Annotated in this window: 10 protein-coding genes and 2 tRNA genes; 5 read left to right on the top strand and 7 right to left on the bottom strand. The window is 63.0% G+C overall.

Going from position 1 to position 12,478, the window contains the following annotated elements:
* Nucleotides 1-210, top strand: a 210-nt coding sequence (locus tag AAGD32_13450; protein ID MEM8875246.1) for a DUF3253 domain-containing protein, incomplete at its 5' end; no start/stop codon positions are given.
* 79 nt (nt 211-289) lie between these two features.
* Here the strand turns inward: AAGD32_13450 and AAGD32_13445 are convergent.
* A complete protein-coding gene (locus AAGD32_13445; GenBank protein ID MEM8875245.1) occupies nt 290-1,045 on the bottom strand; it encodes a PEP-CTERM sorting domain-containing protein in 756 nt (251 codons plus the stop codon).
* Between the two features lie 325 nt (nt 1,046-1,370).
* Here AAGD32_13445 and AAGD32_13440 point away from each other — a divergent pair, with 325 nt between their 5' ends.
* The gene (locus AAGD32_13440; GenBank protein MEM8875244.1) at nt 1,371-3,197 is read left to right on the top strand and encodes a glycosyltransferase; all 1,827 of its coding nucleotides are present in this window, start codon (nt 1,371-1,373) and stop codon (nt 3,195-3,197) included.
* Nucleotides 3,198-3,203: 6 nt separating this feature from the next.
* Here AAGD32_13440 and AAGD32_13435 read toward each other — a convergent pair whose 3' ends face one another.
* On the bottom strand, nt 3,204-6,488 hold the full coding sequence (locus tag AAGD32_13435) for a CHASE domain-containing protein (GenBank protein MEM8875243.1): 3,285 nt from the start codon (nt 6,486-6,488) through the stop codon (nt 3,204-3,206).
* Between the two features lie 425 nt (nt 6,489-6,913).
* Here AAGD32_13435 and AAGD32_13430 point away from each other — a divergent pair, with 425 nt between their 5' ends.
* Entirely contained in the window at nt 6,914-7,210 is a 297-nt protein-coding gene (locus AAGD32_13430) for a PadR family transcriptional regulator (protein ID MEM8875242.1), read from the top strand.
* Between the two features lie 163 nt (nt 7,211-7,373).
* Complete coding sequence (locus tag AAGD32_13425) at nt 7,374-7,889, top strand: hypothetical protein (GenBank protein MEM8875241.1); 516 nt, start codon at nt 7,374-7,376, stop codon at nt 7,887-7,889.
* Nucleotides 7,890-7,978: 89 nt separating this feature from the next.
* Here AAGD32_13425 and AAGD32_13420 read toward each other — a convergent pair.
* The 4 genes from AAGD32_13420 to AAGD32_13405 form a co-directional block, all read right to left on the bottom strand.
* A tRNA-Ser gene (locus AAGD32_13420) sits at nt 7,979-8,065 on the bottom strand.
* Between the two features lie 27 nt (nt 8,066-8,092).
* Nucleotides 8,093-8,167, bottom strand: a tRNA-Glu gene (locus AAGD32_13415).
* A gap of 62 nt (nt 8,168-8,229) precedes the next feature.
* The gene (locus tag AAGD32_13410) at nt 8,230-8,706 is read right to left on the bottom strand and encodes a DUF1569 domain-containing protein (protein MEM8875240.1); all 477 of its coding nucleotides are present in this window, start codon (nt 8,704-8,706) and stop codon (nt 8,230-8,232) included.
* A gap of 81 nt (nt 8,707-8,787) precedes the next feature.
* Entirely contained in the window at nt 8,788-9,513 is a 726-nt protein-coding gene (locus AAGD32_13405) for a hypothetical protein (protein ID MEM8875239.1), read from the bottom strand.
* Between the two features lie 157 nt (nt 9,514-9,670).
* On the opposite strand from AAGD32_13405, the gene AAGD32_13400 reads away from it, so the two are divergent.
* Nucleotides 9,671-10,852: a glycosyltransferase family 4 protein gene (locus AAGD32_13400; GenBank protein MEM8875238.1), complete on the top strand. Its 1,182-nt coding sequence runs from the start codon at nt 9,671-9,673 to the stop codon at nt 10,850-10,852.
* Here the strand turns inward: AAGD32_13400 and AAGD32_13395 are convergent.
* Nucleotides 10,818-12,365 carry a methyl-accepting chemotaxis protein gene (locus tag AAGD32_13395; GenBank protein MEM8875237.1) on the bottom strand — a complete coding sequence of 516 codons (1,548 nt, stop codon included), beginning with the start codon at nt 12,363-12,365 and terminating at the stop codon, nt 10,818-10,820. The genes AAGD32_13400 and AAGD32_13395 overlap by 35 nt on opposite strands.
* Nucleotides 12,366-12,478 lie beyond the last annotated feature (113 nt).

Genomic DNA, 12,478 nt, shown 5'->3' with positions numbered 1-12,478 from the left:
CGGCTGCTCGGCGACCGTGGCGTGGGCAAGACGATTTGTCCGAGCGAAGCCGCCCGCGCCGTCGGCGGGGAAGACTGGCGAATGTTCATGGAGCCGACCCGCATGGCCGCCCGCCGCCTCGTCGAGCATGGCAAGATCGTGATCAAGCAGAACGGTCGCACGGTCGATCCAAGCCGTGCGAAAGGTCCCATACGCCTGCGCCTGGCATAGCCCAGTCTGCAAAGAAGAATGCCCGTGACCGATGAGGTCACGGGCATTGAAGTCGAAAGTAGATTTTGGCGGGATTGCCTTAAGCTGTGCGGCGACGCAAGAGGCCGAGCGAGGCAAGACCGAGAAGGCCCAGCGAGGCGGGCTCGGGGATCGCAGCAGCCGGCGTTCCGACCAGACTGATGGCGTAAATGTCATCGATACCGCCAACATCTGCGGTGGTGATAACGCTATCGGTGGCCACGGCGGTGACTGCAGCGTCGGTGGTACCAACGACATTGCCCTGTGCGAAAAACAGCGTCGTTGCGAGCGTCGCATCGGCAATGGGGGTACCGAGGGTTGCGTCAACTGCCGTGTCAGGCAGTGCCGCAAAGATCACGCTACCGGACGACGGAATGAAAAAATCGTCGCCAAAAGTCAGCGTGAAGATCGAACTGCCTTCCCCTAATGTGAAGAGGCCTAAGTCGACAAATGTTCCTGCTGAGTCAAAGAATGCGATCACCAAATCGCCTGCGGAGCCTGCGATGTCGGCACCGGCTGCGTCGGTGATGTCCAACCCGCCGACAAAGCCCATCGAATCGAGCAGAATGAACGGCTCGGTGGTGTCCGCAACGTAGTCTTCGCCGAATCCGTCGATCAGAAGGTCGTCGCCATCGGCAGTCACATCGCCGCCGACCGTCAATATGCTAAAGCCTCCACCGGCACCGGCGACGAGCGTCGAATCAAGATCAAGACCACCCGTCCCGTCGTCGACGAAGGTGCTGTAGAGTTCGGTCTGAGCGAAAGCGGTGCTGCTCACGAAAAGCGCAGCGCAAGCTGCGATTGCAAGTCGATTCATCATTTCTCCCTCCAGAGGAGCTAGTTTGTCAAACAAATAGGCCTTTAGGGCAACGTTGCTCCAAGGCTCGTTTCCGTTGGTAATGTAGCCGAGGGGAACATCTGGTCAACGAATTTTATCGGCTGTTCGCGCATTACCCGCACCACGGCTTCGTAAACCCGGAAGTCGGTCGGCATGATCGCTACAAGCCCAACATCGGCGTGCATGGTTCCAGGGGAACCGTACTATGTTGCCTATGGCCGATCGTGCTACGCCTGCCGCCTCAAGACAGGATTTTGTTCGGGATCCGCTCGCTCCATCCGACACCACCGCTGGCGATCCATATTTGTTTGAAGTCGGCTGGGAAGTCTGTTGGCAATTGGGTGGTATCTACACGGTGCTGCGGACCAAGGCGCTTGCGATGACCCGGCGGTGGGGAGACCGCTATGCGTTGATCGGGCCGTACAACCCGGCGACCGCGCACGGTGAGTTCGAGCAACGCCCCGCCGAAGGTTGGCTCGCGGATGCCCTTGAAGAGCTACGCGGCGACGGTATCAACGTGCTGCACGGACTCTGGTTGGTGAACGGTCGGCCGACCACGCTTCTCATCGACCACCGCTCGGTCATGCACCGGTTGGGTGAGTGGAAGTACTTCATGCACGCCGACCACGGCATTCCGATCCAGGACGGCGATGCGGAGATCGACGAGACGGTGGCGTTCGGGTTCGCGTGCACGGAGGTGTTGGCCGCGCTGGCCCGACATTGCCCGGGGCCGGTGATCGGGCATTTCCACGAGTGGATGGCCGGCATCGCGGTGCCCCGGTTGGCGCATCTGCAGCACACGGACTCGCCGAAGTTCAACGGCAACGTCGTCGCCACGGTCTTCACGACTCACGCCACGTTGTTGGGTCGTTACCTCGCGAATGACGTCGAGGATTTGTACGAGTCGCTGGAGCACATCGACGCCGAAGCCGCTGCGTCGCACTACAACATCGCCACACGATTCCGTCTCGAACGGGCCGCGGCGCACGGGGCCAACGTGTTCTCGACCGTCAGCGAGATCACCGGCTCCGAAGCACGCCACCTGCTCGGCCGGTCGCCCGACGCGATCTTGCCCAACGGCCTGGACATCCAGCGGTTCGAAGCGCCGCACGAGTTCCAGTTTCTCCACAACCGTGCGAAGGAGGACATTCACAATTTCGTGATGGGTCACTTCTTTCCAGCCGGCAGCTTCGACCTCGACAACACGCTCTACCTCTTCACGTCCGGCCGCTACGAGTACCGCAACAAGGGGATGGACCTGTTCCTCGAGAGTCTCTGGCGGCTCAACGATCGGCTCAAGCGTCGTCGGGCCGAAGGTCATGAAGTGCCGACGGTCATCGCATTCATCGTGACCAAGGCGGCGGTCAAGAACATCAACGTCGAGACGCTCAAGAACCAGGCGCTCACCGACGATCTGCGTAGCTACTGCGACAAGCTCACCGAGGAGATCGGCCGGGTTCTGTTCCGCGCCGCCGCGGCCGGGCGGATGGTGCATCGTGGTGAACTCATCACCGAGGACGCCGAGATCCGTCTCAAGCGCGCCATCAATGCCCGCACCATCTCACGGCATCCGTCCATCGTTACGCACGATCTGGTCGACGATGCGGACGATCCGGTTCTCCAGCACCTGCGACATCGCAACCTGCTCAACCACCCGGACGATCCGGTCAAGGTCGTGTTCCATCCACAGTTCATGACCAGCACGTCACCGCTGCTCGGCATGGACTACGAGCACTTCGTGCGTGGCTGTCACCTCGGGGTGTTTCCGAGCAGCTACGAGCCGTGGGGTTACACGCCGATGGAATGCATCGCGTCAGGTTTGCCCGCAGTGACGACCGATCTTTCCGGCTTCGGCAGCTATTGCCTCGCGACCAACCACGGCGAGACGGACGATGGCGTCTACGTCCTGCGTCGCAGCAAGACGGCGTTTGATCATTCGGCGATCGCGTTGGCCGAGTTCCTTGAACACTTCACCCGTCGGGATCGTCGGGAGCGCATCGAGCTACGCAACCGCGTCGAGTCCGGCAGTGGCCGCTACAGCTGGGAAAGTGTCGTACACAACTACCACGACGCTCATGAGATGGTGCTCAAGCGTGCCCTTGCCGGGAGTGTCGAGATCGAGGCGGTCTGAACCGAATCAGGCGGCGCGTCGTTGCGGCGCTTCGTAGCCTTCGATGCTTTCGATGATGTTGATGACGCTGTGTACCGCAGCGGCCATGTCGCCGGCGTTGTTGATGACGCATTGCTCAGCGTGGGCGGCCGCTTCGGTGATTTGGGGGAAGCCATAGCCGCCGCCCGATCCCTTGAGCTGGTGCAAGGTAACACGGACGGTTTCCAGATCGCCAGCGTCGAGTCCGTTGAGCAACTGGTCGACGTGCTCGGGAAGTTCGCTGACGTACTGGGCGATGAGTTCGGCCATCAGCGGATCGTCGGCGAGTTCGCTGTGGAGTTTGGGGGGGACGGGCGTGCCGAGATGCCGGGCGAGTTCAGCGATCAGGTCGGCATGGCGGATCGGCTTGCCGATGAATCCGCTGCAGCCGATATCGAGACAACGCTCGCGGTCCCCGTCCATGGTGTTGGCGGTGAACGCGAGGATCGGCAGTTGCTCGAAGCCCAGCGAACGCAACTCCAGCGTGGCGTTGTACCCGTCGAGCACGGGCATCTGCATATCCATGAGCACCGCATCGAAGGCTTTGCCGTCGCGGTCGGCTTCGACAATGCGGTCGATCGCGTCGCGACCGTTCTCGACTGCAGCCAACTCGATGCCCGTGCTGGCCAACAGTGCCGAGACGAGCCGACGGTTGTCGACGCTGTCGTCGGCGAGCAGCACGCGTCCGGTGAGCTGCGCCGGTAGCGTCTCCTGCATCTTCGCGGTACGGGTTCGTTCGTCGGCTTCGGCCAGTGCCGCGTCGTTCGGGTTTCCGGCGTCGACCGTGAACGCGAACGTGCTGCCTGCGCCCTCGGTGCTCTCCACGCTCATGGAACCGCCGAGGAGTTTGGCGAGCCGTTCGGAGATGACGAGGCCGAGCCCGGTGCCGCCGAACTTGCGGGTTGTCGAGCCGTCGGCCTGGGCGAAGGGGCGGAACAGCCGAGCGAGGTTGTCTTCGCTCATGCCGATGCCGGTGTCGCTGATCTCGAAGCGGACCAGGTTGGCGTTGCCGGCACCGATCTGTCGGCTGATCGCGAGCTTGACGTGGCCGGCCTCGGTGAACTTCACGGCATTGCCGACGAGATTGATGATGATCTGCCGCAGCCGCGTGGGGTCGGTGATGATCCGCTCCGGCAGGTCGTCGGCGTAGTCCAGCCGGAAATCGACGTTTTTCGCCAAGGCGCGCGGCCGGATCGCCGACGCGACTTCCTCGACGATCTGCCGTGGGGAACAGGGGATCTTCTCGCAAGCGAGTTGGCCGGCTTCGATCTTGGAGAGGTCGAGGATGTCGTTGATCACGCCGAGCAGGTGCTCGCCGTTGCGGCGGATCGTTTTGACGTAATCGGTGCGGTTCGTACTCGTTTGGTTCGGATCGGTCAGCAGGTCGGTAAAGCCGAGGATCGCGGTCATCGGCGTGCGGATCTCGTGGCTCATGTTGGCCAAGAACTCACTTTTGGCGCGGTTGGCGGCTTCGGCCTTTTCCTTGGCCGTTGCCAAGTCGCCGGTCATCGCCCTGGCCATCGACACCGCACGCGATCGGCCAATGCCCAAAAGCCAAACCGTGGCGGCCGCCAGAACGCTGAGCATCACCCCCACCAGCGCGGTCATCACCGCTGCCGCGTAGTCGATGCCCGCCTCGAACTGTGGCGAACTGCGCGTGACCACGGTCCACGTGCGCCCACCCACCATGATCGGCGTGTGGTCGGCGAACATGGCCGACCGCTGGGCGTAACTGGATTCGTTCGATTCGTAGAGCAGGGCCGTGTCGACGAGATGGGCACCGTCGTAGATCTTGACTTCGAGGCCGTGGTCGATGCTCTCGATCGCGCCGATCATGGCGTCGTCAAGGAGGATCGGCGCGTAGGCGAGTCCGATCAGGGCGGCCTTGCGTTGTTCGGCCGTCGCCGGGGTGCGGCCGTTCTCGAACACCGGGACGTAGTACAAAAACCCGGGACGAAACTTCTCGGCCTGCACGAGCGTGATGCGACCGGAAATCGTGGGCCGACCTGTGCGGACTGCCTCCTCCGCCGCCGTGCGCCGGTTCCGTTCCGACCCGACGTCCAATCCCAATGCCGCGCGATTGGCACTGAGCGGATAGATGTGCTGGATGATGTACAGGTCGTCGTGCCCCGGGCTGAGCACGTCGCCTTCGATCAGATTGCCCCGGTGTGCTTCGAAAGTTGGTGCCGCGTCCGCACGCTCGGCTTCGACAAACGCATCGAGGTCTTCACGGTCGACACGGATGATGAACCCGATCCCCAGCGCCCCGGGAAACTCCGCCGCCATGTCACGCGTTCGGACAAACGTCTTGAACTCGTGCCGTTCGACCGACCGGCTCGCGGCGTAGAGTCCTCGCACGCCGCGGAGACCGTAGACCGGCTGGTTCACACGCCGTTGCGTCTCGCGGGAGATGCGCTCGGTGAGCCGGTCGAAGTCAGCGGCGGCGGTGCGACGGATGCTCGCGGTCGATTGGAACGTGAGCATCACCGTTGCCGTGAGGCAGAGCGTGAGCGTCGCAAGAACCGCGAGGTACACCGGGCGTGCCTTGGCGACGTGGCCACGGACCCGGTCGCGATACTCGGGCGTGGAGTCGACAAGGTTGACCCGTAGCACCAGTTGGAACCCGATCGCGATCGCTGTCACGAGCATCGCGGTGTGGACCGCCATGGTCGAGAAGAGCAGCTTGTCCCACAGCCGTGCCGCGTTGACGAAGAAGGCGAGCGTTGCCAGCAGACCCGAGAGGCCCGCGATCGCGATTGCGGCTTGCGCCGTTCTTCGCCAGTGCAAAAGGCCCGCAACCAGGCCGCTCCCCAGGAGGGTGAGTGACCAAGCCGTTGCCGCGGACATTCGGCCGGCCGCGAGACCCGCCTGCGTCGATGCGGCGTCGTTAGCAATGAGCGTGTCGATGCCAAGGTCGATCGCGAAGATGATCTCGACGAGCGTGGCCGTCCCTAGCAGCACCGCGCCTGATGCCAGAGCCATCGCGACCGTGCGTCGGCAATGAACGCCGGCATGCGAAAGACACGTCGCGCACAACCCGGCGAAGCACAGCAGCGTCAACCCCAACGCCGTGTTCGCCTTCATGCTCGGCAGCCCGACCACGAGGCTGCGCACCTGCGCCAGTCCGGTCGGCCACGCGAGCAGCACCACCAGCGACACGATCGCCCCCAGCCCGAGCACGATCCGCGCCGCGATCACCCGCGAAGCGACATCGTCGGCACCAAGCCGAGCCGGCCCGGACTTCTGTCCGCTATGTCCGAGCAGATATGGCATTCAAAGTCCCAACGCGGCCCTGTCCCCGGGTGACACACGAACACTCCGTCTCACCAACCGCGCATCGGCCATCCGGGCCGCTTGCTTGACGAAGCAGCACGCCAAATCTGCCCTCACGCGGTGCCGCAACTAGAAAGTCGGAACACAATCGGGCGATCGCCGAGACAACGTCGTCTGGTGTTCGTTAGCGACGTCGCCCGCCTCGGGCGGCCTTTTCCCGCCAATAGGTCTCGTCGCCGGGCTGCATGCCCTCGATCACGGCCATTATGCCCTCGAAGAAGCGGTAGGCGGTAGTGTGCCTCGTCGAAAATCGGCAAGACGGACAGCGACGTTTATGGCTCGAATCTACTTTTGCGCCATGGTGTTCCTGCCGGTCAAAGAACTCCGAGTTGACCTGTTACAGAGAAATGCTTACATTTGTTGGCATGAGCACCAAAGACCGCATCCTGTGTGCGTTGCTTGCCAGCGGTGAAATGTTCGGGCGGGAAATTCGCGATGCTGCTCAGCAGGTGGGCGGGCGAATCCCACTTGGAACGCTTTATGTAACGCTCGACCGACTTGTTGAGGCCGGGCTCGTGGACTTTCGTGAGGGCGATCCGATCCCCGGAAAGGGCGGCAATCGACGAAAGTACTTTTGGTTGACCGGGTCGGGGGTGGCTGCCGCCACAGCAATCGTTGAGGAGCTTCGCCACTGGCAGGGAGGAGGACTGGGTTATGCGTAGGCCAGAACTACACCCTTGGGAGTTGGCGTGTCTTCGAGCGTTTGCGAAGCTATTCGCGATTGCTGTTGGACATCTCAAACGGCTCTTTCCGTGGCAGGTCGAGAGAGCTCGCCGCGTCGTTGATCGAGCTGTCGCGAATGCATCTGTCGGGCCTTCGGGTGGCTTGCACATTGATCTTGACCTCGGTCCGCTGTGCGTCTTCAAGTCGCAACAGGAGGATCTGGATCGCGTAATCGCCGAATTGACCGATGCACACGATGGGGTGCGGGGAATTAGTTCCGGGTTGCAATGGGTTAAGCCTGACGATGACCTGACCAATCTCGCGGTTCGTCTCCAAATCACCGAAGCATTCCGGCAAGACCTTGTGGCCTTAATCAGGACACCGAAGGCACTCTTCAGTAAGTGCGTCGAGGTTTTCGTCAAGTTGCAACGACAGCCCGTTTCGACGCAGCTCAGGCATTTGGCCAAACTGTTGCCGAAGAAGCACCGCGAATCGCTGGTCTGTGATCTGATGGACGACCTCGACGAGCTTGAATCTGCAGGTTCGAGTCGGTGGTGGCAGTGGTGTGTGGCCGTTTCGCAGGTCCTCTTCGCGGCCTTGCGAATTGGAGTTATCGCGGCTTTGGCCAAGTGGGCCTTTGGGGTGATTCGCGAGATGTTTCGTTTTCCTGGCTCGTAGCAGGCGCGTCCCGCGTAATCCCAGATGGTCCCGTGCAATTCCGGGCGCTTGGTTACAAACTGGCGGGGGCGAAAATCGAGAAAATGAAGCGGAGAGGGGGGGATTCGAACCCCCGTGACCCTGACGGGTCAACCGGTTTTCGAAACCGGCGCGTTCAGCCGCTCCGCCACCTCTCCGGTCGGCCGGCGGGGTGCCGACCTCAGTGACCCCAACGGGATTCGAACCCGTGTCGCCAGGATGAAAACCTGGTGTCCTAGGCCTGACTAGACGATGGGGCCTGCGTGCCGGATTACTTCGTGCCCCGGCTGCGGCGATGTTTTAGGCCGGCGATCGGCGGATTTCAATCGGCTTTCGAATCACGCGGCACCAGAAAGCTCAGGTGATGGTTGCAGTGCACGAAGTGCAGCGCGTTCCACGTCGACTTGTCGAGCTTGCCGAAGAGCGGGCTGGGGTGGAGCTTGTCGGTGTGGGTGGTCCAGCGGGCGTGGGTCTGCTTGAGCCGGGCGACTTGTTCGTCGTCGTCGCAGGTGTCGGGCGGCATGAAGGATTTGGGTCCGTTGATGCCGCTGGGCATGCCCTCGCTGAGCCACTTGGGAAGCCAGGTCCGGCGCAGGATCGGCCGGATCGGCCAGGTCGGGAAAAAGCCGAACCCGTCCATGACTTTCTCCGGCACCATCGCGAGGTGCGCACAGATCTTCCCGAGCGGCCATTGCCCGCGTTGGTCGTAACCCGCTTCGCGCAGGTGATCGATATCGGCCTCGATCTGCTCGATGCTGGTGAATTCGAGTTTGCGACGCTCGGCGGTGTCTGCGGTCATTGGGGCGTCCTTTCGAAAGCGATGATAACGACCACACTCGACACGGAACGGCGAGTTGCGGCGTTTCGTGCCTCTTCGCGATCATGCCTGTGGTTCGGCCGTTTGTCGAAAGTCGCCTTCTCGCCACATCTCGCGAGCTTGGATCAACGGCTGACGGAACGCGATCGCGGCGCGGACCATGAGGTAGATCGACCAGCACCACACAGTGGTGACAAACACGATCGCCAGCAGCCACGGGTACACCGTCCAATGCCGATGAATCGTCGGCGGGAAAATGTGGAAGAGCGTCACGATCAGCGGCACTGCAAATGCCGACGCGACGATCCATCCCATCCATGGCATATCGCCGGCGAGCAACGGGGCCGGGGCGCGTCGTGCCAAGACCGCGAGCCGACGAAACAGCGCGATGGCAACAACGCCACCCAAAGCGGCGAGCACGCCGGTCACGACGGACATCGTTGCAATCGACCCGCTGAACCGAAGGACGTAGTAAGCGATTATCGGTCCGGCTGCGGCGATCACCATCCACAACGCAAGCAGTCGCAGCGTCAGATCCCCGTCCGGTCGCCCCGGCCCCGTTGGCCTGCTGAGCAGCCACATGCCCGACAGGAACAAGGCAGCACTGGGCAACAACGCAACCGACAGCCCGATCGCCATCGTCCACTCGTCGGTAAAGTTCAGCGAGAACGTTGAGAAGGTCACCACCACGATCGGTAGCATCAGAACGGAAAGCCCGATGAGTGCCGCACCGATCACCAATCCTTTCAACCAGGCTGGCCGGCCGTTGCGGAGTTCATCGGACGGCAATCGACTCAATCCCACGAGCAGCCCGCATTCCGGGCAAGGCTGACGATCCGCAAGCGTGGCGAGGTTATAGCCGCACCGGATGCATCGGTCGGTTTGGGCTGACGACGTGTCGTCCACTTTTGCCTGCACGCACGCCGCCGTATCGTGTTTCAACTCCATGCGCATCGTCCACATCATCACGCGTTTGATCGTCGGCGGGGCGCAGGAAAACACGTTGCTTTCGTGCGAGGGTCAGCACGCGGCGGGGCATGACGTCACGCTGATCACCGGGCCGAGCGTCGGGCCGGAGGGATCGCTGGTCGAGCGGGCCAACGCGGCGGGGTACGAGGTCGTGGTCGAGCCGACGTTGGTGCGTGCGCTACGGCCGGTGACGGACTGGCGTGCGGTGGGGCGGCTGCGGTCGCTCATCCGCGAACGCAAACCCGACGTGGTGCACACGCATTCGAGCAAGGCCGGCATCCTCGGCCGTTATGCGGCCCACAAGGAGAACGTCCCCGCCATCGTTCACACGATCCACGGCCTGGCGTTCACGGCATCGACATCGAAGTTCGTGAACACCGGTTACGTCCACGCCGAGAGACGCGCCGCCCGCTGGTGCCACAAGATCGTCTGCGTCGCCGACGCGATGGCCAAACAGTCGCTGGCCCGCAACATCGGTCAGCCCGACCAATATGTCACCGTCCACAGCGGCATGGATGTCGAGCCGTTCCTCGACCCGCCGGTGCCGCGTGCCGACGTGCGGCAACAACTCGGCCTCGCCGATGATCACGTCGCGGTCGGCACCATCGCACGGTTGTTCGACCTCAAGGGCCACGAGGATCTCATCGCCCATGCACCGCGACTCTGCGAGCAGTTCCCGAACCTGCGATTCGTGTGGATCGGCGACGGCAGTCTGCGTGGCAGTTTCGAGCGGCAAATCGCTGGCGCGGAATTGACCGATCGGTTCATCTTCACCGGGCTCGTGCCGCCCAGCGAGATTCCGCAGTTGGTCAACGCGTTGGACATCGTCGCCCACCCGTCACGCCGCGAAGGCTTAGCACGGGCGTTGCCGCAGGGGGCGCTGGCGGGTTGTCCGGTGGTGACCTACGACATCGACGGCAACGCCGAGGCGTTGATCGAAGGCGAGACGGGCTGGGCGGTGGCACCGTTCGATACGTCGGTGTTCGCCGACCGAATCGTCGAACTGGCCGGCGACGCGCCATTGCGGCGCCGCATGGGCGAGGCCGGCCGGGCGTTTTGCCGGGAGACGTTCAGCACACAGGCCATGGTCGATGGGCTCGAGGACGTCTACCGGTCGCTCGTGCCTACGCCGCTGCCCGGGTCGGCGATGGTGTCGTGACCGTGCCGACCATCGTGGCCAGCTCGGCGACGACCGTGTCGAGTTTCTCCGCTTGATGACTCAACTCCTTTGCGGCCGTGGATGACTCTTCGGCGACGGCCGCGTTTTGCTGGGTCACCTGGTTCATCTCTTCGATCGCCGTGTTGGTCTGCGTCACGCTTGTGGCTTGGCCGGTGGTCGCGTCGGCGACTTCGCCGAGGAGTGACGTGAGGGTTTCGACATCGGCGTTGATTTCGCCGATGGCTTCGGCGGCGCGGCGTGCGCGTTCGACACCCTGATCGGCGGCGGCGTTGCTTTGCAGAAGCAGTTGCTCGGTTTCCTTTGCGGCGTCCGAGGCTTGCGTTGCCAGGGATCGAACTTCCTCGGCGACGACGGCAAACCCCTTGCCCGCTTCGCCGGCGCGAGCCGCTTCGACCGCCGCGTTGAGCGCGAGCAGGTTGGTCTGCTGGGCGATCGACTCGATGCGGGTGATGATCTCGCCGGTCGCGTCGGCCTGCTGTTTGATCTGGTTGATCGTCTGATCCAATTCACGCATCGAGTCGGCCCCGGCGGTGGCGGCGGACCGGCTCTTGCTGGCCAAGTCGTTGGCGGATTGGGTGCGGGTGCCGTTGTCGCGGGCGGTGCTGTCGATCTCGGCTACCGCCGAGCCGGTCTCCTCCAACGCGGCCGCCTGTTCGGTCGTGCCCTGGGCAAGCGCCTCGCTGCTCGCGGCGATCTGCCCGCTGGCGACACGGGTGCGGGTCGAGGCATCAGTCAATGCTGACACAACGCGTCCGATCGGCTTCATGATCAAGGCCCGGTTGAGCCACCAGATGCCGGCTGCGACGAACAGGAACACCGGCCCCATCCACAGCAGTGCCCTTGTAAACCCGGCGGCGACGACGCTGTCGACGCGATCCATGTCCGCACGCAAAACGAACGCGCCGCGCATGTCGCCGACTTCCCAGCCTTCCATTTCGAAACCGAGCACGTCCCTGCCGTCGCCGGTGCGGCTGGTGGCCGGATCGCCGTGACAGGCGAGGCAGTCCTGGGTCAGGTGGATCGGCCGGGCGTAGACCATCTGGTTGGCTTCTTCGTCAATACGGAAGTAGTCCTCGGCCCCGGTTTCACGCAGCTGGTTCAGAATGGCCGCTTCGTCGTCGGTCGGCTCGTTGTCGGGGTTGCGTGGCTGGAACTTGGGCACGCGGAAGTCGTAGCCTTCCTCCTCGGCAAGCGCCGCGATGCTCTGCCAGGCGGCGACGATCGGCACGGTTTTGTACAGCTGCGTCTCGCGCAACGGCACGCCGGCGTCGACTTCCTTGATGAGTTTCTGCCGATCGAACACATCGTTCTCTTGCAGTTCGCTCATGGCCTCGCGGACGTTTTCCGCTTCGAGCACCGCGCCGCGCATCGCGTCACGGGTCAGCTCGATGCCCTGATCGCGGATGACCGAGCGTTGCACGAAAAGCCCGACGACGACGGTTGCCGCGATCGCCCCGACCCCTGCCAGCCACATTTTGATACCCAGATGCATGTAAATGTGATCGGTCGGTCACATATTCGCCTTTTGCGGCGATTCAAATCCGACGGGCACCTGCGGCAAATGACCGCAGCGGCCGATGGCCGCACGGGCGTTGCATTCAATAG

The sequence above is a fragment of the Planctomycetota bacterium genome (genome assembly GCA_039182125.1).
Taxonomy (GTDB): Bacteria; Planctomycetota; Phycisphaerae; order Tepidisphaerales; family Tepidisphaeraceae; genus JBCDCH01.
Note: the sequence above shows the minus strand (reverse complement) of the source record. Positions and strands in the feature narration are given on the sequence as shown.

Excerpts from the sequence above, each read along its gene's own strand:
- AAGD32_13395 (MEM8875237.1), bottom strand. The coding sequence starts at position 12,365 with ATGCATCTGGGTATCAAAATGTGGCTGGCAGGGGTCGGGGCGATCGCG.
- AAGD32_13410 (MEM8875240.1), bottom strand. The coding sequence starts at position 8,706 with ATGACCGCAGACACCGCCGAGCGTCGCAAACTCGAATTCACCAGCATC.
- AAGD32_13435 (MEM8875243.1), bottom strand. The coding sequence starts at position 6,488 with ATGCCATATCTGCTCGGACATAGCGGACAGAAGTCCGGGCCGGCTCGG.
- AAGD32_13400 (MEM8875238.1), top strand. The coding sequence starts at position 9,671 with ATGCGCATCGTCCACATCATCACGCGTTTGATCGTCGGCGGGGCGCAG.
- AAGD32_13445 (MEM8875245.1), bottom strand. The coding sequence starts at position 1,045 with ATGAATCGACTTGCAATCGCAGCTTGCGCTGCGCTTTTCGTGAGCAGC.
- AAGD32_13430 (MEM8875242.1), top strand. The coding sequence starts at position 6,914 with ATGAGCACCAAAGACCGCATCCTGTGTGCGTTGCTTGCCAGCGGTGAA.